Source organism: Candidatus Saccharibacteria bacterium oral taxon 488 (assembly GCA_013099015.1).
In the GTDB taxonomy this organism is placed as follows: domain Bacteria; phylum Patescibacteriota; class Saccharimonadia; order Saccharimonadales; family Saccharimonadaceae; genus Nanosynbacter.
The window spans coordinates 567,074-590,528 of the sequence record CP039998.1 but is presented as its reverse complement, the minus strand read 5'-3'; the positions used below and the strand labels follow the sequence as shown (position 1 = coordinate 590,528).

At 49.7% G+C, this 23,455-nt stretch carries 25 protein-coding genes and 3 tRNA genes; 23 read left to right on the top strand and 5 right to left on the bottom strand.

Annotation, left to right across the window (positions count from 1 at the left end; translation table 11 throughout):
* Positions 1-16: 16 nt before the first annotated feature.
* Positions 17-3,784 (top strand): DNA polymerase III subunit alpha, encoded by a 3,768-nt coding sequence (locus FBF29_03115; GenBank protein QJU07672.1) that lies wholly within the window; start codon positions 17-19, stop codon positions 3,782-3,784.
* A gap of 14 nt (positions 3,785-3,798) precedes the next feature.
* Here the strand turns inward: FBF29_03115 and FBF29_03110 are convergent, their stop codons facing one another.
* The gene (locus tag FBF29_03110; protein ID QJU07671.1) at positions 3,799-5,217 is read right to left on the bottom strand and encodes a threonine/serine exporter family protein; all 1,419 of its coding nucleotides are present in this window, start codon (positions 5,215-5,217) and stop codon (positions 3,799-3,801) included.
* A 78-nt stretch (positions 5,218-5,295) separates the two neighbouring features.
* Between FBF29_03110 and FBF29_03105 the strand changes: the two genes are divergently transcribed.
* The 12 genes from FBF29_03105 (at position 5,296) to FBF29_03050 (ending at position 13,016) form a co-directional block, all read left to right on the top strand.
* Positions 5,296-6,033 carry a phosphohydrolase gene (locus FBF29_03105; GenBank protein QJU07670.1) on the top strand — a complete coding sequence of 246 codons (738 nt, stop codon included), beginning with the start codon at positions 5,296-5,298 and terminating at the stop codon, positions 6,031-6,033.
* Positions 6,034-6,051: 18 nt separating this feature from the next.
* Complete coding sequence (locus tag FBF29_03100; GenBank protein QJU07669.1) at positions 6,052-6,855, top strand: hypothetical protein; 804 nt, start codon at positions 6,052-6,054, stop codon at positions 6,853-6,855.
* 21 nt (positions 6,856-6,876) lie between these two features.
* Positions 6,877-8,460 carry an excinuclease ABC subunit UvrC gene (locus FBF29_03095; protein QJU07668.1) on the top strand — a complete coding sequence of 528 codons (1,584 nt, stop codon included), beginning with the start codon at positions 6,877-6,879 and terminating at the stop codon, positions 8,458-8,460.
* A gap of 2 nt (positions 8,461-8,462) precedes the next feature.
* Positions 8,463-8,831: a prepilin-type N-terminal cleavage/methylation domain-containing protein gene (locus FBF29_03090; protein QJU07667.1), complete on the top strand. Its 369-nt coding sequence runs from the start codon at positions 8,463-8,465 to the stop codon at positions 8,829-8,831.
* 25 nt (positions 8,832-8,856) lie between these two features.
* Entirely contained in the window at positions 8,857-9,228 is a 372-nt protein-coding gene (locus tag FBF29_03085; GenBank protein QJU07666.1) for a phage holin family protein, read from the top strand.
* Positions 9,229-9,237: 9 nt separating this feature from the next.
* Entirely contained in the window at positions 9,238-9,474 is a 237-nt protein-coding gene (gene secG, locus FBF29_03080; protein ID QJU07665.1) for a preprotein translocase subunit SecG, read from the top strand.
* Between the two features lie 9 nt (positions 9,475-9,483).
* Complete coding sequence (locus FBF29_03075; GenBank protein QJU07664.1) at positions 9,484-11,277, top strand: peptide ABC transporter substrate-binding protein; 1,794 nt, start codon at positions 9,484-9,486, stop codon at positions 11,275-11,277.
* 25 nt (positions 11,278-11,302) lie between these two features.
* Positions 11,303-11,390 (top strand) — tRNA-Leu (locus FBF29_03070).
* 13 nt (positions 11,391-11,403) lie between these two features.
* A tRNA-Cys gene (locus FBF29_03065) sits at positions 11,404-11,477 on the top strand.
* Positions 11,478-11,591: 114 nt separating this feature from the next.
* Positions 11,592-11,966, top strand: a complete 375-nt coding sequence (locus FBF29_03060) for a hypothetical protein (GenBank protein ID QJU07663.1) — start codon at positions 11,592-11,594, stop codon at positions 11,964-11,966.
* A 256-nt stretch (positions 11,967-12,222) separates the two neighbouring features.
* Positions 12,223-12,849 carry an HD domain-containing protein gene (locus FBF29_03055; GenBank protein QJU07662.1) on the top strand — a complete coding sequence of 209 codons (627 nt, stop codon included), beginning with the start codon at positions 12,223-12,225 and terminating at the stop codon, positions 12,847-12,849.
* A gap of 81 nt (positions 12,850-12,930) precedes the next feature.
* Positions 12,931-13,016 (top strand) — tRNA-Leu (locus FBF29_03050).
* Positions 13,017-13,094: 78 nt separating this feature from the next.
* On the opposite strand, the gene FBF29_03045 is transcribed toward FBF29_03050, so the two are convergent.
* Genes FBF29_03045 through FBF29_03035 form a run of 3 tightly spaced genes read right to left on the bottom strand, consistent with a single transcriptional unit; the run spans position 13,095 to position 14,778 of the window.
* Positions 13,095-13,844 (bottom strand): ABC transporter permease, encoded by a 750-nt coding sequence (locus FBF29_03045; protein QJU07661.1) that lies wholly within the window; start codon positions 13,842-13,844, stop codon positions 13,095-13,097.
* The gene (locus FBF29_03040) at positions 13,841-14,566 is read right to left on the bottom strand and encodes an ABC transporter ATP-binding protein (protein ID QJU07660.1); all 726 of its coding nucleotides are present in this window, start codon (positions 14,564-14,566) and stop codon (positions 13,841-13,843) included. Before FBF29_03040 ends, FBF29_03045 begins: the two co-directional genes overlap by 4 nt.
* A complete protein-coding gene (locus FBF29_03035) occupies positions 14,563-14,778 on the bottom strand; it encodes an AbrB/MazE/SpoVT family DNA-binding domain-containing protein (GenBank protein ID QJU07659.1) in 216 nt (71 codons plus the stop codon). The genes FBF29_03040 and FBF29_03035 overlap by 4 nt, the downstream gene beginning before the upstream one ends.
* Positions 14,779-14,936: 158 nt before the next feature.
* On the opposite strand from FBF29_03035, the gene FBF29_03030 reads away from it, so the two are divergent.
* The 9 genes from FBF29_03030 to FBF29_02990 all read left to right on the top strand — a co-directional run bounded on the left by FBF29_03030 (position 14,937) and on the right by FBF29_02990 (position 21,988).
* Positions 14,937-15,506 (top strand): LemA family protein, encoded by a 570-nt coding sequence (locus FBF29_03030; GenBank protein QJU07658.1) that lies wholly within the window; start codon positions 14,937-14,939, stop codon positions 15,504-15,506.
* A gap of 71 nt (positions 15,507-15,577) precedes the next feature.
* Entirely contained in the window at positions 15,578-16,453 is an 876-nt protein-coding gene (locus FBF29_03025; protein QJU07657.1) for a protease, read from the top strand.
* A gap of 2 nt (positions 16,454-16,455) precedes the next feature.
* A complete protein-coding gene (locus tag FBF29_03020; GenBank protein QJU07656.1) occupies positions 16,456-17,571 on the top strand; it encodes a hypothetical protein in 1,116 nt (371 codons plus the stop codon).
* Positions 17,552-19,582: an NAD-dependent DNA ligase LigA gene (gene ligA / locus FBF29_03015; GenBank protein ID QJU07655.1), complete on the top strand. Its 2,031-nt coding sequence runs from the start codon at positions 17,552-17,554 to the stop codon at positions 19,580-19,582. The genes FBF29_03020 and ligA overlap by 20 nt, the downstream gene beginning before the upstream one ends.
* Before the next feature lie 13 nt (positions 19,583-19,595).
* Positions 19,596-20,000, top strand: coding sequence for a hypothetical protein (locus FBF29_03010; GenBank protein ID QJU07654.1), 405 nt, complete (start codon positions 19,596-19,598; stop codon positions 19,998-20,000).
* Between the two features lie 4 nt (positions 20,001-20,004).
* Positions 20,005-20,409, top strand: a complete 405-nt coding sequence (locus FBF29_03005) for a hypothetical protein (protein ID QJU07653.1) — start codon at positions 20,005-20,007, stop codon at positions 20,407-20,409.
* A gap of 9 nt (positions 20,410-20,418) precedes the next feature.
* On the top strand, positions 20,419-20,976 hold the full coding sequence (locus FBF29_03000; GenBank protein ID QJU07652.1) for a non-canonical purine NTP pyrophosphatase: 558 nt from the start codon (positions 20,419-20,421) through the stop codon (positions 20,974-20,976).
* Positions 20,977-20,996: 20 nt separating this feature from the next.
* Positions 20,997-21,347 (top strand): hypothetical protein, encoded by a 351-nt coding sequence (locus FBF29_02995; GenBank protein QJU07651.1) that lies wholly within the window; start codon positions 20,997-20,999, stop codon positions 21,345-21,347.
* A gap of 32 nt (positions 21,348-21,379) precedes the next feature.
* Entirely contained in the window at positions 21,380-21,988 is a 609-nt protein-coding gene (locus FBF29_02990; protein QJU07650.1) for a hypothetical protein, read from the top strand.
* Positions 21,989-21,995: 7 nt separating this feature from the next.
* Here FBF29_02990 and FBF29_02985 read toward each other — a convergent pair whose 3' ends face one another.
* A complete protein-coding gene (locus FBF29_02985) occupies positions 21,996-22,835 on the bottom strand; it encodes a phosphate acetyltransferase (GenBank protein ID QJU07649.1) in 840 nt (279 codons plus the stop codon).
* A 20-nt stretch (positions 22,836-22,855) separates the two neighbouring features.
* On the opposite strand from FBF29_02985, the gene FBF29_02980 reads away from it, so the two are divergent.
* Positions 22,856-23,293: a GNAT family N-acetyltransferase gene (locus tag FBF29_02980; GenBank protein QJU07648.1), complete on the top strand. Its 438-nt coding sequence runs from the start codon at positions 22,856-22,858 to the stop codon at positions 23,291-23,293.
* Positions 23,294-23,455: the final 162 nt, after the last annotated feature.

The following is a 23,455-nucleotide window of genomic DNA, read 5'->3' as shown; positions in this document are numbered from 1 at the left end:
GGAGGCGTGATAGATAATGGCTACCAAACATACGACAGCTTCAGCTCAAGCCGCGGCCGCGTTGCAGCCGTCTGATTACGTACACCTACACAATCACACCCACCATTCGCTTCTGGATGGGCTGACTAAAATTCCTGACATGGTGGCGCGGGTGAAGGAGCTGGGTATGGAGGCCTGTGCCATTACTGACCACGGCACGATGTCGGGCGCAATTGAGTTTTATAAGGCAGCCAAGAATGTTGGTATCAAGCCAATCATCGGCATCGAAACCTACGTAGCAGCCCGCACTCGTCACGACCGCGACCCAGCTAAGGACAAGGCACGCTATCACCTGACGCTGCTGGCGATGAACCACAAGGGCTATCAAAACCTGATGCAGCTCAGCACCATCGCTAACCTCGAAGGCGTCTATTACAAGCCGCGTATTGACCACGAGCTACTCGAACAATACAACGAAGGCATCATCTGTATGTCTGGCTGTATTGGTGGTGAGTTGGGCGAGAATTTGCGCAATGATGATTATGAAAAGGCCAAGGAAATTGCTGGCTGGTACAAGTCAGTGTTTGGCGACCGATACTACATGGAACTTCAAGACCATGGCCACCCCGAAGCGCGCAGCCACTGGCCGGAGCAGAAAAAGGTCAATGATTACATTGAGCGCATCAGCGAGGAACTGGATATTCCGTGTGTGGTGACCAGCGACGGTCATTACCTCAATCACGAAGACCAGGAGGCGCATGAGATTCTGCTATGCGTTGGTACCGGTGCGTATTTGAGTGATGAAAAGCGGATGAGCTTGAAGGATTTTGAGCTGCATTTGACCACACCAGAAGACATCATTTCGCGGTGGCAAACAACCAATCCTCAGGCAATCGCCAACACCAAGGCCATCGCCGATCGGTGTGACGTGGAAATTAAGCTGGGTGATATTCTCATCCCGAAATTCCCAACGCCAAACGGTGAGTCCGAAAAAGAATATCTGGATCATCTGGTGTATAGCGGTATGGCGGCGCGCTACGCTGGCATGAAGCTGGAGGACGCCAAGAAATTGCCAAACGACGAGCTGCGTGCGATGTTGTCTGACGATCAAATCGAGCGGCTAGACATGGAGTTTGGCGTGCTCGACAACATGGGCTATAACGGCTACTTTTTGATCGTTCAGGACTTTATCAACTGGGGCAAATCTCAGGGGATTATCTTTGGGCCAGGGCGTGGTTCGGCGGCCGGTTCAATCATCGCCTATGCCCTAAACATCACCGATCTTGACCCGCTGCATTACGACCTGCTGTTTGAGCGATTTCTCAACCCCGACCGTATTTCCATGCCCGACATCGATATCGACATTCAAGATACCCGCCGCGGTGAAGTGATTGAATATTGTGCCAGGAAATATGGTTCAGAGCGAGTGGCTAACATTTGTACCTTTGGCACCATGGCGGCGCGCGCTTCGGTGCGTGACGTGGCTCGGGTGCTGCAGGTGCCATATGGCGAGTCCGACCGGCTGGCCAAGCTCATTCCGCCACCTGTGCAGGGTCGTCATGTACCGATTAAAAAGTCGCTCGAGGAAGACCCTGATCTCAAGAAAGAATACGAAAGTAATCCAACTGCCAAAACCGTCTATGACTTTGCCTCGCGGCTGGAGGGAACGATTCGCTCACACGGTGTGCACGCTGCTGGCGTGGTGATTGCGCCGGATGATTTGGTGAAATACGTGCCGCTCGAGATGGCGCAAAAGGGCGTGGTGGCAACGCAGTATCCCATGGGCCCGGTGGAAGAGCTCGGGCTGCTGAAGATGGACTTTTTGGGCTTGTCTAACCTGTCCATCATTAACAATGCCCTGCGTATTATTCGCAAAGTCTACAAAACGGATATTGATTTATCAACGCTGCCGCTGGATGATGAAGAAACCTACAAATTATTCCAGCGCGGTGATACCACCGGCGTGTTCCAGTTGGAGTCGGCTGGCATGAAGCGGTACTTGCGCGAGCTCAAACCAAGTGTCTTTGAAGACATCATCGCCATGGTGGCCCTGTACCGCCCGGGGCCAATGCAGTTTATCGACTCGTTCATCAAGCGTAAACATGGCGAGGAAGAGATTACCTATCTGCACCCCGGCATGGAAAACTCGCTGAAGAATACGTACGGCATCTTGGTCTATCAGGAGCAGTTTATGCAGATTTCCAAAGAGTGGTGTGGTTTTACCGGTGGTCAAGCCGACACCCTACGTAAAGCGGTGGGTAAAAAGAAAATCGACCTGATGAAAAAGGTCAAGCCGGAGTTCGTTGAGGGTGCGGTTAAGGTCGGTGGCGCGACCAAGGAAATTGCCGAGCAATTCTGGGACGCGCTGGAGGAATTTGCTAACTACTGTTTCAATAAGTCGCACGCGGCGTGTTATGGCTTGATTGCCTACTGGACGGCGTATCTTAAGGCGCATTATCCTGACGCGTTCATGGCGGCGCTGATGACTAGTGATCAGGACGACACCGAGCGCCTGGCCATCGAGATGACTGAGTGTAAGCACATGGGTATTGAAGTGCTCAACCCGGACGTCAATGAGTCATTCGTCGAGTTCGCGGTGGTGCCTGGTGAAAAGAAGATTCGTTTCGGCATGGCGGCGGTCAAGGGCGTCGGTGTCGGCGCGGTGGAAGAAATTATCCGTGCCCGCGAGGCTGATGGCCCGTTCAAGTCGGTCGAGGATTTTGCCAAGCGAGTGTCGACCAGCAAGTTTAACCGCAAGGCCTGGGAGTCGCTGATCAAAACTGGTGCCTTTGATAGTTTTGGTGATCGGTCTGATTTATTATTTAATCTTGATACCATTGTCGCCTTTGCTCAAAAAACTCAGAAAGAGGCTGCGTCGGGGCAGACTGACCTGTTTGGTATGCTTGGTGATGAGTCGGCTGATGTTCAGCCAACGATGCAGCTACAGCCGGCGCCGGCCAAACACACCAACAAAGAGCGGCTGATGTGGGAGCGCGAGCTGATGGGGCTGTATATTTCGGCGCACCCGCTCGATGCGTATGAAACATATCTGAGCGAGCAGGCGCAGCCATTAACGCAGCTGGTGCCAGAATACGACGGTCGCCTGATGACGATCGGCGGTATTATCACGACGGTGCGCACCATCGTTACCAAGTCAGGCAGCAAGATGGCATTCGCTGGGATCGAAGATAAGTTTGGCGAGGGCGAAGTTATCGTCTTTCCGAATTTGTATGAGCAAGTCGGCGCCAAGCTCGTCCAGGACGCTGTCATTCGGGTGACCGGCAAAAACTCGGCCCGTGATCGGGATGGTAATTTGGGCTCAGAGAGCAAGATGATTGCTGATGAAATTGAACTGATTTCTGACGATGACCTCCGGCAGTATCAATCGACTGGCCGTAAAATGGAAGCGCCAAAGATGAGTAGTAAGGTCAAGCAAGAGCGGCGTACGGCATTTCGAGCTCAAATGACTCAGCGAGCAGGCGCGGCCCGAGTATCGACAGCGAAAGGGACGAACATGAAGTCAACACCGGCCGACGCGACAAACACGCCACCGCATCCAGTAGCCACGCACGCCGTGCCCGAGACGGAAAAGCTATTTCTTCATATCAAAAACCCGAGCGACCATGATAAACTAGTGGCACTCAAGTCACTCTGCTCCGAATACGCCGGTGTGACCGATGTGGTGTTAGTGCTGGGTGAGGCAAATAAGTCTGCCATGCGCATGCCGTTTCGTGTTGAGGCTGGCGATCAGCTCATGAGTCAGCTGCGTCAGACACTGGGCGACGAGTGTGTAGTCTTGAAATAAAATTTGCGCGTACTTTATTGAACTTTTATCTCTCGTCGTCGCAGGAGCTTATTATACCAGCGAATCATACCGCGCCGTACTGGTCGGCCGATCATATTACCAAGCGATGCACCGATCGCGATGGCCACGCCGATCATGATAGCTCGCGCTAATATCGCTAGGGACAGTAAAAATTCAGGGTCGGTCGGTGGATTTTCGATCACCCCCATCAAGCCGTTGTAGAGCGACAAGCCCGGCACCAGCGGCACGATGCCAGCAGCGATAATGGCCACTGAAGGGAAGCGCCATAGCCGGGACACCAGCACTGCCGTCAATCCGACTACTGTCGCTGCGGCGCCGCTGGCGATGACAACTCCGAGTGACCCAATTAGCGTACTCGACACCCACCACCCCAAAACACCGACACCGCCGGCAATCAGCATTCCGAATAAACGCGCGTGATTGCCAGCCGCGAAACCAGCAGCAATAATCAGCGCCCCCAAGTATTGCGCTCGTATATCTGCCGCTAGCCCCAGCCGATCCGGCGTCGTTGGAAAGCTAATCCCAAATCGCTGAATGATGTATAGCCCGGTCATTACACCGACAACAATACCCATCGTCGCCATAGTTACCCGCAGCAGTCGGGCATTTGCTGTTACATAATATTCATCAATCGCATCCTGAAAAGCGCCAACGATCATCAGCCCCGCCACCAACAGCACGATACCGCTGATCACCAGCATCGTCGTATCAACTTGCCAGCCCAGCCAGCCATTCAGCCACTGGGCAGCACCCGCCGCCAGGGTGATTAGGAGTGCGGTAATGATTTGGAGGTAAAATGTTGCGAGGCCCCATTTGTCCAGAATCCTCATCGTCGCCGTCGCCACAAAGCCCATCACAAACGCCAGCCCGCTCATCAGAATTGAGCCGTTAAATAAAATCACCACGCCCATCGACACGCCACCGCCCGCCAGGCAGACGATCCAGCGTGAATGTTCCCGTCGATTTGTCAATAATTCCTCGGTTCGTCTCTCAGCCTCCGCTAGCGGCAAGTGATGGTCGCGAATCACGAGGGCGAGGTTTTGCAATGCTTGGATCGTTTGGTAATTGACATACTTCAACGTGATCGTTCGCACCAACGTGAGCGGTTCGCGCTCAGAGCCGCGATCTTGAGATATGGTGATGAGCGTTGAGCTGATATCAATGTGAACCCGTCGCTTACAGTACGTGCCAGTGATCCCCAACGCCATGTGCACGACGTCCCGTGCGGCCACTCCCATCGCCAGTAGTTCCTCGGCGATTGTCATCGTCATCCGCAGCGCTCGCATGTTCGGCGTCAGGCTCTCGTCGATTTTATCTAATTGCCAAATGGGTTCTGGCGTTGGTAATCGTGGAATTCGTCCCAGTGATCGCTTGATAAATTCAGGTACTTTTCTTTTGACAGTTGTTTTCACATCACTACTATAGCGCCTCTTGGCTAAAATGGAAATAGTTTAGCGGGTCGAGGCCTGCATGGGTGATACAATAAACTCATGGACGAACGGCAGATAGCTCAACTTGAGACAATAAAAAATAACGTGCGTGGTATATTAGGTGGCGATCCATCGGGTCACGCCGATGATCATGTCGAGCGGGTGGCGCTGCTGGCAGAGCGTTTTGCTAGCGAATGCAGCGAGCCAGTGGATTTGCAAGAAGTGCTGTTGACGGCTTGGCTGCATGACGTCGACGACTATAAACTAGTCGGCAAGGCGCAGGCAGAGAAATTGACGAACGCAGTCAATAGTATGGCGGAGGCGGGAGTGGCCGCTGACCTACGTCAGGCGGTATTAGAAAATATTGCGGCGATTGGTTATGGCAAACGGCTGGATGGGCAGCAACCGCAGCGATTGGCAGGGCAGCTAGTGTCTGACGCTGACATGTGCGATGCTATTGGTGCGGTTGGAATTGAGCGAGGGTTGATGTATGCCTGCCATCACGGCGGGCGGATTTTTGACCCCACGGTTTGGCCAAATGTTGATCTAGCGGCGCACGAATACGACGTTAATGGCAATACGCATGATACCGACGGCTTTATTAATCACTTTTTTGAGAAACTGTTGAAGTTGAAAGGCTTGATGCTAACGGAGCCGGGGCGAATAGAAGCGAGGAAGCGTCAGCACGTTATGGTTGATTTCCTTCGTGCCTATTTCCGCGAAAAGAATGTGCCGGAGTGGAGTGAGTTTTTGAAAGGGTATTTACTTGATATAACTAAGGCAAATGACTTACAATAGGCGGACAAGGACTATGGTATGAGTGAAGTTTCAGAAAATATATACTCGCTGCTGGTAAGACGCAGCATTCATGATAGAATGGAAGATCGCGAAGCTCCGTATAACGTTGTCGGCGGGCTGGGTCTACATGCAGTTACCAACGCTGCCGAAATTGATTGGGATAATCATGTCGTTTGTTTGCCTAATGACGTGTATTTACCGCGTCTACGTGATAACGGTACGGTGCGAGACCTTGATACATTAGTGCAAAGCACAGATAAAGCTGTTGTGAAGAGTTGTCGACAGGAAATTGCTGATGCTGTCGGTGATAAGTTAGTAATTTCAACCTTTGGACTTAATCCATACGAAAAGAATCGTCGCGGTATATTTGATTTCGTCGGCGATCGTTATGTTGATAATGAAGGTCGTCTATATTGGCGCCTAGGCGGTATTGAGACGGAAATTCCTTCATCTAGCCTTGATCAGTGGCTTGTGAAGAGAGATGGTGAGACAGTATGCGCTATCCTTAATCCAATTGCTCAATTAGGAGCGTACGGATGTCGTTCAATTACCGGATGGCGTCCAAAAGACAAAGAAAAAGTTGAGGAATTAGTAAATGTTATAATGCCAAACCGCAAAATTTCAGATATTCCGCAAGATTGTCGCGACCAGTATTATACATTCAGGGAGCAATTTAGAAAAGTTGCCGAAGCTAGAAAAAAGTTAGGCTGGTTTGGGCTAAAGGCTGGATTGTTATCATTCCTGGAGCGTCAAGAGTGGGCGGTACGACTTGCTCAAGGTGAGCTGGATAGCGTACTGAGTGGTTTTGTCGGCAAGACATGATCGCTTGATATAATGGTAGCTGTGAATCAACGGTTGCAGCAAAAACTCAAAACCCTACCCCGCACTCCCGGTGTCTATTTTCATAAGTCAGCCAGCGGCGAGATTATTTATGTGGGCAAGGCGGCGGTGCTGAAAAATCGCGTGCGCCAGTATTTTCAGGATTCGCGTGGGCGGGACAATAAAACTATGGCGTTAGTGACGGAAATTGCTGACACTGATTGGATTGAGACCGAGAGCGAAGTTGATGCGTTGTTTTTGGAAAGCGAGATGGTCAAGCGCTATATGCCGCGTTACAACGTACTGCTGCGCGATGATAAATCGCAGATGTATGTGCGAATCGACATGAAAAGCGAGTGGCCGACCGTCAGTTTTACGCGCAATCCAGCTGATGATGGGGCGGAATATGTTGGCCCGTTCTATAATGGCTTTGCTTTGAAAAAAGCGCTGCGCTATTTGCGGCGGGTTTTTCCGTATTTGACCAGGCAGCGCCGTCCGGGGCAGTCGAAATTGGATGAAGACTTGGGTCTCAGCCCGCGGCTGAGTGATGGGTCAGCCGCCTACAAAGCTACTTTACGCAAGCTCATCAGCTACATCAAAGGCAACCGTAAGGCTATCGCCGCCGAGTTGGAGCGCGACATGAAAACGGCAGCTGGGCTGCATGATTTTGAGCGGGCGGCTGATCTTCGCAATAAGCTGCGCGCCATGCAGGAGTTGCAGCGGCGGGTTTGTTTTGGCGACAAAGAATTCTTGGATATTTCTAAAGACAAGGCGCTGGCGGATTTGGCAAAATTGTTGGGCCTAAAAGGTATTCCAGCACACATTGAGGGTTACGATATTTCACATATGAGCGGGCGGCAGGTTGTTGCCAGTATGGTGGTATTTACCAATGGCGCGAGCGACCGGGCAGAGTATCGCAAATTCAAAGTCAGTGAGAAAAATGACGACACCGGCAATATGTATCAGACGATTTTTCGCCGGCTGAGTGAGCGTCATCTGAAAAGCTGGGGTCGTCCCGACCTGCTGCTCATTGACGGTGGTAAGGGTCAGCTGGCGGCGGCCATCAAAGCGCGTGATGAGCGTGGCGTCACTGTGCCGATTATCAGTATCGCCAAGCGCGAGGAAGAGTTGCTAGTACATAAGATTGGTTCGCAGATTGATACGGCGTTCATTGAGCATATTCAGTCGCAGCCACGGGTAGATATCGCGATTCACGAAGATGGTGATGTTTATATAGTGAATTTACACCCAAGTCAGCGTAACGCTGGCTCGCATTCAAAAAACTTACGAGCCAGTACCGAGCAAAATCGTAAAGAACGTCCGACGACAGACGAAAATATCCTTGTGACAACTGACATCGTCAAATTGTTCCAGCGCATCCGCGACGAGTCGCATCGCTTTGCGGTGAGCTACCACACGGCGCTCAAACGTCAGCAGCAAACAAAAAATCAGCTGGAGGAAATCCCTGGTGTGGGGCCAAAAACCCGCGCAAAATTGCTGAAAAAATTTGGTAGCATCAGCCGTATACGGAATGCCTCACTCACCGACCTGGAAAAAATCGTGGATAAAGAGCTAGCGAAAAAGATTATGCTTATGCTATCATCATAAGTATGAGTCGAAAGTATGGATTTACCGTCATAGAAATACTAATTGTCGTTGTGGTTATCGGCATCTTGGCGGGTATCGGTCTCGTCAGTTATAACGGGTGGCGAAAAGAGACGGTGCGTAAAGCCATAACGTCAGATCTACAGAATGCGCTATCAGCGGCGGAGCAGGAAAAAAACTTCAAAGGATCATACCCAACGACATTGCCGCAGTCGTTCAAGAGTGGCTCGCCAGATATCGTAATCACTGTACGGACAATCCCGCCGTCTGGTTCGACGCCAGCCGCGATCTGCATTGAGGGGACGAGTAGTCGCCAGCAGCTCCAGCTGCACATCAAGAGCACTGAGCGCAAGGTAGTCGACGGCGCCTGCTAGCATTATGATATAATGAAATGTAGTCATGAGACGACAATTTGCAATATTTTTTGTTAGGTGGGTACTTAATTCTGTTGGTATCTGGGTGGCGGTGCGGCTTCTCGGGACGAGTGAGCCAGTGGTCGAGACGACGGCAACGTTTGTCCTCGCTGGCCTCATCTTTTCGATCGTCAACTCTATCTTGAAACCAATCGTTGTCATTTTATCACTACCGGCGATCTTGCTCACGCTCGGTTTATTTACGCTGGTGGTGAATGGCATCATGGTGTATATATCATTGGCACTAGCACCGGGATTATCCATGAGTTTTGGCTCGTCAATTCTTGCCGGAATCATACTCAGTCTGGTAAACTATATAGTAAGTAGCGCCTTCGTTATCAAGCCGGCGCCAGAATAAGGAGAAAGCATGTCACTTGATACTATTTTGCCGTATGTCACATTAGGATCAGCCGTTTTGATGATCATTGCCATATTGTTGCAGCAGCGTGGCGCGAGCCTGGGCGCAGGCTTTGGCTCGTCGGGCGAGCTGTTCACCACGCGGCGAGGTTTTGACAAGAACTTGTTTGATGTGACTATTGTGTTTGCTGTTGTGTTCGTGCTGTCGATCTTGGCGAGTTTGGTGCTGCCGAGTCTGAAGGGCTAGGAGCGCGCCTTGGACACAAAAAAATCATCTTGGAAAAAATTTCTGCGACTGGACTTCGCAACAAAAGATCTTGATGGGCAAGCGCAAAAACTGACCAAGACGACCTTGCGTCACACGCATATGTTTATCTCTTCGCGCCTCGAACATTTGGCTGGAGTCAAGCGGCATGTCCTGGGGTGGATTTTTCTGGTTATTCTATTGATTACCATCAGCATGGTGCAGTGGCTGTCATTTCGTGAATTGTACGCTCATAACGCACCAGCCAGGGGTGGGTCGTACTCAGAGGGCGTGCTGGGGCCATTAGAGACACTGAACCCAATCTTTGCTCGTAGTAGTGCCGAAAAGTCAGCGGCCCGACTGATGTTTGCGAGTCTTTATAATTATGATACGACCGGACATATCAAGGGGGACCTCGCTGAGTCGGTCACAGTCAATGAGGCCGAGACTGAGTACACGGTCAAATTGCGCCGTAATCTCAAGTGGTCAGACGGAGCGCCACTGGATGCTCGCGACGTGGTGTTTACTGTTAATCTACTCAAGGATGCACGGACACAATCGTCAATTACTGGTTGGCAGTCGATCAACGTCAAGCAGGTTGACGAGCGGACAGTACAATTTACCCTGCCAGCCCCGTACGCACCATTCATGCACGCCCTCACCTTTCCGATTTTGCCTCAGCACAGCCTCAGTGAAGTTAATCCGGCCGAGCTACGTGAGCATGGTTATGGCAAGTCGCCCGTAACCTCTGGGCCGTTTGCTATGCGGATTCTACAGAATGCCAATGCTGATGGGTCGAAAAAAGTGCTTCATCTGGTGGCGAACTCGCAGTATCATCATGGCGCGCCAAAGCTGGATCGTTTTCAGCTGTATGTATATCCGACGCGGGACGAGATAACCAAAGGTCTCAAGACGAGTGAAATTATGGCGACACCGGAGTTGTCATATATGGCTCAGTCAGACCAGATCCGTCACATGTATGCCTCGCGGTCGTACGCTATTAACGATGGTGTCTATGCATTATTTAACACCCAGAGCGAAGTGGTGAGTTCGCGCAAAGTTCGACAAGCGCTGGTCCAGTCAATTAATACCCAAGCACTGCGCGAGAAGTTTGCCTTTGCCAAGAAGCCACTGCACGGCCCAATTTTTGACGACCAAGTGGACGGGCAACTGGCCGGTCGTTTGCCGTATGACACAGAAGCAGCGAAAAAATTACTGGACGAAGAAGGATGGAAGGTGGTCGGTAATCAGCGTAAAAAGGGCGAGCAGGTTTTGCAATTATCGTTCGTGACGCTCAAGGGTTCTGATTTTGAAAGTATTGCGCGTGAACTCGTAAAAGTCTGGCAGGAAACGCTGCATATCACCGTTGACTTGCGGGTGGTTGATCCAAATGATGCCTCGCAGAACGTTTTGCAGTCCGTCCTGCGGCCGCGCGGCTTTGACGTGCTACTGTATGAGTTGGTGCTGGGCGGTGACGCCGATGTCTTTGCCTACTGGCATTCGTCACAGGCTAATCAAAGTGGTCTCAATTTTGCTAACTATAACAGCGCGGTGGCCGATGATGCTCTCGCGGCTGGTCGCACCAAACAAAGCGCCAAGCAACGAGTTAGCAAATACCAAGCGTTTACTAAGCATTGGCAGTCCGATGTGCCAGCCCTCGCGTTATATCAAGTACAGCTGGACTATATCCACCTGCGCTCTGTGTCAGCTCTCGGTGAATCAGTGCGGCTGGTGTATCCTACTGATCGATTCGCCGACGTGATTTACTGGACAGTTCGCCAAGATTCAGTTTACAAAACACCGTAGTGTCAGGTATAATGATGACAGTCGTGCGGGCGTGGCGGAATTGGTAGACGCGCTAGCTTGAGGGGCTAGTGAGCATTATGCTCGTGGAAGTTCAAGTCTTCTCGCTCGCACCAAATGTAACAGAGCGGCGCGTTGGCGGAGCGGTTACGCAGAGGTCTGCAAAACCTTTTAGACGAGTTCGACTCTCGTACGTGCCTCCAGGATTGTCGATAAAAGCTCTCTTGGAGAGCTATAATATAAGTGAAAATATTGAGTGAAATAAAGTTGAATCTGCAACTGAATTTTTGTATTTTGCGAAAGGAGAGTATTGATTTATGTTTTCAATATTAGGTGCCGTATTATTTGGAATTATAGCAATTATGACTGTGCTTGTTGCTTGCGGCTTGCCTTTGGGCGAATTTACAATGGGTGGACAACATAAAATCTTGCCTAAGAACTTGAGGGTTGCGGCGGTCATTTCGGTGGCTATCCAAATTTTTGCCATGATAATTATTTTGCAAGCCGGAGGTTTTATTCCCCTGTGGCTGTCTTTTAAGGTTACTGAATATATTTGCTTCTTCTTTGCCGCTTATCTATCGTTAAATACTATTATGAACATCATTTCAAAAAGTAAGAAAGAAAAATATGTAATGACTCCGATTTCACTTATATCCACGATATGTTTTTGGATAACGGCATTTCAGATGTAGTATGTAAAATGGGGATAATCTACAGACAGTTTGTCTAATTGAATAGAATAATTTTTGAAACAGTAAATCGAGTTTGGCATGTCGGCCAACAAGACCAGTATCATTTATGTTTAGGTCAACCATTTACGCCATTTCGGTGTGTAGAGTCGTGACAGTATCATTTTAAAGCGTCTTAAGATAATCGTGTACGATTATTAAATGTATTGCCATCGTGGATGTGTACTATTTGTTTCATGGCTTATAGTATACTAAATCTATGAAACGACCTCCAAATGTTCAGCATATACTCCAGCTGATTAGTTCATTAATCGTGCCGATGTATTATATTCATCGTGATATCGTGCCGCCAAAACGATCACCACTGAGGGAAAATGATGCGGAACATTCCTGGGCTTTAGCATTGTTAGCGTGTGTGCTCGCTCCGCAGATTAATCCGAAATTAGATATTGGTAAAGTTGCCCAATTTGCCATTGTTCATGATGTTGTAGAGGTCTATTCGGGTGATGTATCGGCAATGGATAGCCAGGCGGCAAATTCATCTGAGCGAAAAATTCGTGAGGCAGCAGCGTTGGAGCGTATTCAATCAGATTTCTCATATATGCCATGGATCGCTGAAACGATTAAGGAATACGAATCTTTTTCTAGCGAAGAAGCATGTTTCGTCTATGCGCTTGATAAATTTATGCCGGTTGCCTATGACTATCTTGATGGAGGTGAGTATGCTCATCATTGTCGCACAACTCGTGAAGCGTACCAGTATCATATGATACCGCATCGCGAAAAGGCCCAGAGACATCCTGTTGTTGGTCGATATTATGATGAGGTGCGGGCGCTGCTAGATGCTCAGCTAGATCATTTTTATGATCCAGAAAATGTAGTATAATTGTTGTAGACGCGGGTGCTAGCTACATAATATTTAAAATTATGTTGCAGGGGGCTTGACGTCATGAATAATGGTAAATACGCGCGAGTGGCGGAATTGGTAGACGCGAGGGACTTAAAATCCCTTGACCAAAAGTCGTGCGGGTTCGATTCCCGCCTCGCGCACCACAATTGTTACAAAAGCCGCCGATAAAAGGCGGCTTTCGTTATGGATAGTTGAATTCTAGGGTGCCAGATCCAGATAAATTAGGTGTTTCGTCCGGTCATCTTTCGCCGAAAGATATAGATGGCGAGTGTAAAGATAACGGTGGTATAACACAAAACAATCAGTAGATGTGGTGTGATGACTTGCCAATTTCCCTCGATGCTACCTTTAATGGCAGCAACACTGTGGTAAAATGGCAGTGCTTCCGCAACCATTTTAAAGCCACCACCGATGAGATCAACCGGGACAAATACGCCCGACAGCCAGCCAGCGACATTGGTGAGCAGGGCGCCACATATACCGCCAACTGCTCGCTCGTTAATGAGACTGCCGAAGAATAACCCACATCCGACAAATAGAAGCGACGTTACCGTTGTAATAACGATTGCCCCAATAATATGCACTGAAAAGTCGAGCCCGATAAAGCAGGCGATAACGAGGGTAATCACTGCCTGCATGGTAGCAATGATAATCATCGGAATTGTGTATCCAATGATAAAATCTCGGGCTGTCATAGGCGAGGTAAACAGACGCATCAGGAATGATGAAGTTCGGTCTTTTGCTAGGAGCATACTTGAGAATAGTGCTAGGAATGCCGTACCGAACATTGCGATACCTGGTGCCAAATTTTTGATGGCAAACATAGTATTATTGGCTTCGGCGGGAATGCTGGCATTTATAATAGAGAGCAGTCCAAGCAAAACGAGTGGAAAGACTAATCCAAAGAATAGATTGATCGGATCGCGTACAACTTCTTTCGTACAGCGTTTAGCAAATAGTAATGATCTCATCGAATACCTCCTACAAGTGCTACAAACGCATCCTCGAGAGTGCGCGTATTGGTTTGTTTTTGCAGTTCTGCTACTGTACCGATTGCCACGAGCTTGCCGCGCGCCATAACGCCGACACGATCAGACAATGCTTCAATTTCCTCGAGATAGTGAGTTGTCAACAGCGTCGTCACTGTACCTTTGAGCAACTGGATCGCCTCCCATAACTCACGGCGCGAAAAAATATCAAGACCTAGCGTTGGTTCGTCAATGAATAATATTTTTGGATTTGAGATGAGCGCCATGGCGATCGACAGGCGTCGCTGCATGCCGCCAGACAAATGCTTAGCTTTTTTATGTTCGACAGTTTCGAGCTTGAATTGGCTTGCCATACGTGAGGCGCTCTCACTGGCGTTATGAGCAGATTGTCCGTAGAGTCCAGCGATCAGTTCGAGATTCTCGCGGACTGATAAATTACCAGCTACAGCAGTTTCTTGTGGTGAAACGTTGATCATCTGTTTGACTGCCTGAGGTTTTTCGGTAATACTATTGCCGAGTAAAATAGCATCACCTTGTGTTGGTTGGCTTAAGCAAGATAACATTTTAATCAATGTCGTCTTACCCGCACCATTGACACCAAGTAGTGAAAATAACTCACCCTTTTCAATTGATAGATTAAGGCTGTCGACTGCGACAAAGTCACCGTAGCGTTTTGTTAAGTTGGTCGCAGTGATTGCATTCATGATTTCATCTCCGTATCATTGAGTACGGCGGTGATTGTATCAATGACTTTATTCTTAGTCGGAATAGCAATTCCTTGCTGCTTGTCGCCGAGCATGATAAGTGTATCGCCAGGCTTGATATTAAAAATATCTCGTGCCTCTTTGGGTATCACAATTTGCCCGCGTTCGCCAACCTTGACTGTCCAAGCATGTCTACTCTTTAGTTTTGTCATATAATTCCTTTCTTTCATATAAATATGATTTATATGAATAAGTATACGACTATGATGAGCTGCGTGTCAACAATGAGTTGGCATGATTTTGCCACTATACGACCCGTGTGTATGGTATAATTATGTGTATAAGGTACTAACCATAAGGAGAATAGAACATGGATGCAGTAATAATAACTTTAATTATCGTCGGTGTCGTTATCGTTCTGATCGTGGCGTTTTTGATCGGTACATACAACGGTCTAGTAACGCTGCGTAACCGCGTCGAGGAAGCATGGAGTGATATCACCGTGCAGCTCAAACGCCGGACTGACTTGATTCCGAACCTAGTTAACTCAGTTAAGGGCTATGCTACGCACGAGAAAGAAGTATTTGAAAAGGTTACCGAAGCTCGTTCAGCCATTATGGGTGCTAAAGGTGTGGCTGACACTGCACAGGCTGAGAATATGCTGGAGGGCGCGTTGAAGAGTCTGTTTGCTGTCGCTGAGGCATATCCAGAACTAAAGGCTAATGAGAATTTCTTGCAGCTACAGCAAGAACTGGTTGACACTGAGGATAAGATTCAGGCATCGCGTCGCTTTTATAATGGCGGCGTTCGCGATCTGAACACAAGGATTCAAAGGTTCCCGGCTAACATGGTTGCCGGCATGTTCGGCTTCCAGGCCAAGGAGTTCTTTGAGGTTGCTGATCGAGCAAGCGTTGAGAATCCAGTTGAGGTGAAATTCTAGGGCGGGATAATCTTCGCCCAAACTAAACCGCTCGCCTATTTTCGGCGGGCGGTTTTTGGTATAATAACTACATGTATAGTGCAATTTCTCATAACAAGCGAAACACCGTATTGATCATGGCGGTGTTTGTGGCGATTATCGGCGTGATTGGTGTGCTGGTCGGTATGTATCTACGGAATTATTCATTATCGGTGATCATTGTCGGTTGTGCGCTGCTTTATGCGTGGTTACAATATTATATCGCTGGTAAATTGGCCATGGCGATGAGCGGTGCGCAGCAGATTGAAAAGAAGGATGCGCCGGAGCTGTGGCGAGTAGTAGAAAACCTCGCGATCGCTTCCGGCATGCCGATGCCAAAAGTCTACATTATTGACGACCCGGCACCAAATGCCTTTGCAACTGGCCGCGATCCAAAGCACGCTATCGTCGGTGCGACTACTGGGCTGCTAGAAATTATGGACAAGCGCGAACTCGAGGCGGTGATGGCGCACGAGATGAGTCATGTGCGTAATTACGATATTCGCGTTAGTATGATTGCCTTTGGGTTGGTGAGTGCTATTGGGTTGCTTGCTGATATCGCACTCCGGATGATGATATATGGCGATGATGATGACGGGGATACCAGCCCGGTTGTCTACGTCGTGGGTATTATAGTAGTAATCTTGGCACCGATTTTAGCAACGATTACGCAACTGGCAGTCAGCCGCCAGCGCGAGTATCTGGCGGATGCCTCGGGCGCGCTATTAACTCGTGACTCGGAGGGGCTGGCGATGGCACTGGAGAAGCTACAAAGTTATGGTCGGCCAATGCGCAGGCAGAGTACTTCAACAGCAAACTTGTTTATGAATAATCCGCTGCGCCCTGGCTTTTTCTCAAAGTTATTTAGCACCCATCCGCCGCTAGAAGATCGAATCGCACGTCTGCGAAGTAATGCAACGAAGATGTAATCATGACGAAGCCAACTGAAAAACAACACACCACGCGGCGTAAACGAGCAACTTCAAAAGCAGATAGTCGCGCCGCGGCAAAGAAAACAGTATCGTTAAAAGAGAGGCTTAATAAGGCTTGGCGGCGACTAACGCAGCGCCGCCAAGCCTTTCTCCGCCGTCGGCCGCACCGTAGTTTTCGAGTGACCAAGCGACGTGACTATCGTCGTTCGCTCAAGTTGCCAGGCTACTTTGCGCTGACCAAACAAGCATGGCAACTGATGCGAAAGCACTGGCGGATCTTCGTTGGATTGGCGGCAATATACGCAGTGCTGGGTGTGCTGCTGTCGGGGCTGATTTCGCAAGACACGTATCAGCAGCTAAAGGATACGATCAATGGAACGAATCAGGGGGGCGCCCTGGGCACTATCGTACCGACGTTAATGCTATTTGCTGGCGTGGTTACCAGTCAGCTTGGTGGCTCGACGAGTAGCGCTGGATCGTCGCAGCAGGTTATTGGCGCGCTGATCGGACTATATATATGGCTAACGACAATTTGGCTGGTTCGTGGTGTGACTGCTGGTAGGCGCCCAAAGATTCGTGATGGGCTGTATAATGCGGGCGCGCCGGTCATCGCCCTGTCGGTCCTAGTGTTTATCGCGCTCATTCAATTATTACCAGCAGCGATAGCGGTCATTATTTACGGAGCGGCGGACACGTCAGGCATGTTGCAGCAGACGGTGGTGTTGATGTTGGCGGCCAGCGCCACCATATTAATCGTCACCTTGTCGATATATTGGCTGACGAGTACGTTGTTCGCTATGGTAATTATTACCCTACCGGGGATGTATCCACTAGAAGCAGCGCGACTGGCATCGGACGTTGTACTAGGGCGGCGGATGCGGATCTTGCTGCGATTGATGTGGCTGCTGCTGGTGCTCGCCGTGGTTTGGGCAGCGGTGCTTATTCCGGTCATTACGATTGATGGCGCACTCAAAACGGTGATACCGGCGTTGAACTGGCTGCCGCTGGTGCCGCTCGTGGCGTTGATGTTGGTGGCGTTATCGATTGTTGCCTCGGCGTGCTACATCTATCTATTCTACCGAAAGGTCGTCGCTGATGACAGTGCGCCAGCTTGATAGGCAGGCGGCCGAGCAACGAATTGTCAAACTGCGAGATCTGATCAATGATTATCGCTACCATTATCATGTGCTTGACGAATCGATCATGAGCGAGGCGGCGGCTGATAGCCTGAAACATGAACTGTCGCAACTAGAAGAGCAGTTTCCTGAACTTATCACACCAGACAGCCCAACCCAGCGGGTGGCAGGAAAAGTGCTCAGTAAATTCGCTAAGGTTCAGCATCAAACGCGAATGATTTCGCTGCAGGACGTGTTTGACCGGGCGGAAGTTGCGGCGTGGATAGAGCGTATGCACAAAGTGCGTAGTGATATCACTGAAGAATTTTTGTGTGATATCAAGATGGATGGCCTGGCCTGCGCGCTAATTTATGAGGACGGTGTGCTGACGCGGGCAGTGACGCGCGGCGACGGATTAGTTGGTGAAGACGTGACTATGAACGTGCGGACGATTCAGAATGTGCCGCTGACACTGCGCGCCAACCAGCGATTCGCTCATTTTTTGCGCGGTCGGACGGAGATTCGTGGTGAAATTGTGATGCACAAGGCCGACTTTGCAGCATTAAATCAGCGTCGGCGAGCGGCCGGTCAGCCTGAATTTGCCAATCCGCGTAATTTGGCGGCGGGGACGATTCGTCAGCTTGATCCAAAACTGGTGGCAGAACGTCCGCTCAATTTTGTTGGCTATGACATTATTCGTGACAACCTCGAGGACACGCCGACGATTGCCTTTGGCTATCAGATGATGAACGAGCTGGGTATCACCACTAGTCGGCAGACGCAAATTGTCTATGGCTTGGACGAGGTGATGAGCTATGTTGACCATCTGGATGAGCTGCGTCAGTCGCTGCAGTTTAACACCGACGGAGCGGTCATCAAGCTCAACGACCGGCGACAGTTTGCCGAGCTCGGCATCGTTGGCAAGACACCGCGAGCGGCAGTAGCGTATAAATTTGCTGCCGAAGAAGCTACGACCATCATCCGCGATATCGTCATTTCCATCGGTCGAACCGGTGCGGCCACGCCAGTAGCGGTTTTTGACCCAGTGGTGGTGGCCGGTACGACGGTGCAGCATGCTAGCCTGCATAACGCTGACGAAATTGCCCGGCTGGATGTGCGCCGCGGCGATACGGTGGTGATTTTCAAGGCGGGCGATATTATTCCGCAGGTGCAAACCGTACTGAAAGAATTGCGACCGGCAGATGCTAAACCAATTGATTATTCGGCAGAACTGTCGCGCCAATATCCGGAGCTAGAATTTATACGGCCAGCAGGCGAGGCGGTGTATCGGGTTAAAGGTTTGAGCGGCCCGCTGATTTTGAAGCGGTCTCTGGCGCATTTTGCCTCCAAAGGCGCGCTGGACATTGATACGCTGGGCGAGAAAAATGTCGAGGCGCTGGTCGAGGCTAGGCTGTTTAATGACTTGGCGGATATTTACCGGTTGACGAAAGATGATTTACTGCAGTTGGAGCGTTTCGCTGAGATTTCCGCGCAAAAGCTCATTGATGCCATTGCTGCTAAGAAACAGCCAGCCTTGGAGCGGTTTTTGTTTGGTCTCGGTATTCGGCATGTTGGCGCGCAGACAGCGATTGATCTCACAAATCACTTTGAAAGTGTTGAGAAGCTCAGCCAAGCGACTATCGATGAGCTACGCGAAGTAGACGGAGTGGGCGAAATTGTCGCCGAGTCGATCGTGGCGTGGTTTGCTGATGAAGATAACGTGATGCTGCTCAAAAAATTTGCTGACTTGGGTGTGGCGCCACAGTTTAGCCAAAAATCCGACCGTCTGGCTGGCCAAAGTTTTGTCATCACTGGCACCCTGCAGTCGATGGGCCGCGACGTTGCTGCTGAAAAAATCCGTAATCTCGGCGGCACCTTCCAAACCGCCGTTGCAAAAGATACAACATATTTGGTAGCCGGTGGCAAAGTCGGCGCCAGCAAGCTGAAAAAAGCCGAACAATACGGCACCAAAATTATTGATGAACAAGCATTGTTAGAGATTATACAATAAGGAGGTAATAACCATGACTCAGCAATCACATCGCGCCCTCACTATCAAACCCGCCGACACGGTTGTGTTTACGGCGATGTCGAAGAAATATTTTTACATGAGATTTTTCGTCACGAAATTTGCGCTTGAGCAAGGCGTTGTGCCAATCAATCCATTTACCAGTTTTGACTACTTTTTGCTCGACGCGGTGGAGCGTGACACGGTGCGGCGCGCTAATAATACACTGGTGGCGCGCGCTGATGAGCTGTGGGTATTTGGCGACGTCGCTGATGGTGTGCGGGCGGAAATAGTTCAAGCCTGGCAGCAACATAAAGCCGTCCGATTTTTTGCGTTTCGTAACGACAAGCATATTTACGAAGTTGAGATTGGCGAATTGGTTTATGAAGACGGCGTTGAAACAGTAACTCAACGGAAGTAATGAGATGATCCGATTTTACTTACAAAAATTAGTGCGTGATAAAGTGGTAAAAAAGTGCCTGGATGATCCAGAATTTTTGCATACGGAATACCGGACATTAGACAAGCAAGAATTTCGCCGCGAGCTGCTCCGCAAGGTTCACGAGGAGGCGGATGAGATTCCGCTGGATGATAATCAGCGCGATGAATCGCTCAAAGAGCTGGCTAATTTGCAAGAAGTCGTTGATGCGCTGCGCCAGGCCTTTGGCTTTTCTATAGAGCAAGTTCAAGAAGAAATGGCGCGTAAAAAGCAGGATAATGGCGGCTTTGATAATCGGCACTATATTGAATACAATGATTTTACAGATGACAGTAGATGGGTGGAAATACTGCGTGCCCAGCCAGGGAAGTATCGTGAAGAAAAGAGCTAATATAAGAATATGGTAAAAAACGTTACGTTTATCACTAGCAATCAACACAAAGCAGATGCTCTAGCGCGTGTGCTAGATTTGCCGCTAGCACACCGGGCAGTTGATTTAATGGAGATTCAATCAACGAGCTTGGAAGAGATTGTTGAGCATAAAGTTCGCCAGGCGTATATAGTCGCTAAATGTCCGGTTCTAGTCGAGGATGTAGCGCTTGAGTTTACGGCGCTCGGTGGACTGCCAGGTCCGTTTATCAAGTTTTTTGTCGAGGCACCGAACGGTTTAGAGAATCTCTGTCGGATGCTTGATGGTTTTGGCGATCGATCGGCGGTGGCGGCGTGTGTGTTTGGCTACTACGATGGTGAGCAGATCAAATTGTTCCGTGCTGAACTTGGTGGCGTCATCGCCAAGCACCCTGCGGGCAACGGTGGTTTTGGCTGGGATAAAATATTTTGTCCGGATGGCTACGGCGGCAAAACACGCGCTGAACTTTATACTGACGAATATGTAGCCACGTACCCTACAATTAAACCAATTGATGCCGTCCGTCAATTTCTCATTACACTTGAATAAACACATGCTATTATTTATATATGAAAGTGATCTATCTAGCTGGCAAAAACCTCGACAGGGCGAATCGCGTTGCAAAAATCCTAGAGGATTCCGGCTATAGTATTCCGTGTAATTGGTACTATAATTACAAAGACGATGAGACAAACTTCAGTCCAGAAGACGAAGTTCAGGCTGTCCGTTCTGCTGATGTTTTGGTGTATCTATGGGAATCCGACCAGGAAAGCGCACGCTACGAAGTTGGCATGGCCATAGCACTTGGTAAACCAGTGATCGTTGTTCATGATGCCCCAAAATGGTTTCTACAACTGTCAAATGTTCATGCGGTATCACGGGATGAGGATATTATAAAGGCGCTGGGTGAGGTTGGTTGACGAAGGATCCTCTATAATAAAACCAGTGTGATATGGCTACACTTAAAATAAGAAGTGCTATAATAAGTCCCATGACAAAACACACCAATCTCGTGACTGGTAATCCACGTAAAATTGAAGAAGCGACGGCTACGCTTAAACAATACGACATAGCGGTGGAGATCATTAGTCTCGATATTGATGAGATCCAGCATCTCGATCCGCTAAAAATTACCGAGGCTAAGGTTCGGGCGGCGTACGAGAAAGTTGGAGAGCCGGTCGTTGTTAATGATAGTAATTGGGAAGTGCCCGCGCTCGGTGGCTTTCCCGGTGGTTATATGAAGGATATCGCACACTGGTTGACGCCCGAGGATTTTTTGGCTTTGCTCCGCGACAAAGATGATTGGCAGATTATTCTCCATGATATTGTTGCTTATTACGACGGGCATACTCTACAGACGTTTATCTTTGATCAGCCGGGGAAGTTTGTCGCTCCGCCGCGTGGCAAGAGTGGTGCGTCGGTTAACAAGATTATTACGATGGATGGTAGTAACGGCCTGACGATGTCCGAGGTGTTTGATCGGCGCGATCAAGGCCTAGCGGTTGAGACTGATACGCTGCAGCAATGGCATCAATTTGCACAGTGGTATATCACGCAGTAGCTAGTTTCTATGAAGTTCGCGCCATACTGGCAGTAATAAGCGTGGCGCCAATCACATCATCAACGCTGGAGCCGCGCGATAGATCGCTGATCGGCCGAGCAAAACCCTGCAAGATCGGCCCGTATGCATGGCCGCCAGCCAGGTGTTCGGCTAGCTTATAAGCGATATTGCCAGAATCAAGATCAGGGAAAACAAGGACATTAGCTCTGCCAGCAACCGGACTGTCCGGTGATTTTTTCTGGCCGATAGCCGGGACGATTGCCGCGTCTAATTGCAGTTCACCGTCAATGAGTATATCGGGCTGTTCTGTTTTGACGAGCTGCAGTGCCTGGGTGACGAGCTCGACACTGTCGCCACCAGCGCTACCTTTCGTTGAGTATGACAACATAGCCACGCGCGGCTTCCAGCCAAGTGATGCCGCACTATCCGCCGAGGCCACAGCAATTGCCGCTAGCTGCTCGGCGTTTGGCTGAATGTTCATGCCGCAGTCGGCAAAGAGTAGCAGACCTCGTTCGCCGCCCTGAAACTGTGGGACGTCTATCACGAAAAAGCTGGATGCATACCGAATATCAGGTGCCAGCCCAACAATTTTGAGTCCAGCTCGCAGCACGTCTTTTGTCGGATGGTCAATTCCAGCCACCATAACGTCAGCTTCGCCGCTCGTTAGCATCGTTGCACCGCGACTGATAGCGTCCTCTTTTCCATCAAGCAGCACCGGCTGCACCGCGCCGCTTTCTTCTAGTGCCCGCGCCGCCTGCTGGATGATGTGATTATCGCCCTCAGGAAATACCACGCGTGGCGGATTTGAAGCTAAAATTTTTGCTAAGTCTCGTATGTGCTGATTCATGAGTATAGTATAATGGAACTATGAACGAATTAACAATTGAACGCGCATCCCACATCACCGAATCTGATGTGGCAGACATCACTAACCTTATCGCGGCGCTTACCAGCAAGCCGCATCCAGCTGACGCCAAGCTGTTGCAGCAGATTATCGACTCGCCGAGTCATGTGTTGCTGTTGGCGCGGTTATCGGGCAAAGTTGTTGGCATGGCAACGGTGGCACTGCTACTTGGGCCGGCTGCTGGGCGTAAGATCTATCTCGATGACTTCGTTGCTGATCCGACTATCCAGGGTAAGGGCGTCGGCTCTCGACTCTGGGACGCTATTATTGACTGGGGCCGCGAGCAGGGCGCTTTGAAATTAGAATTCACATCACGCCCAGAACGTGAAGCGGCGCAGCAGTTCTACTTGAAAAAGGGCGCAGTCGTACGTAGCACTAACGCTTTTGCTAAGGAATTGTAGATAAATATCAGACAAACCCCTTGTGCTTTTTAACAAAAAAGCGCATAATATCGTCAGAGCTGGTACGCATAGGGGCGTTTCCTATGCTGCCATCCAAAACAAACACACGAAATTGCCCCGGGTGGGCGCGTAACAGCTCTTTTTTGTTCGTCAAGTAGCGCG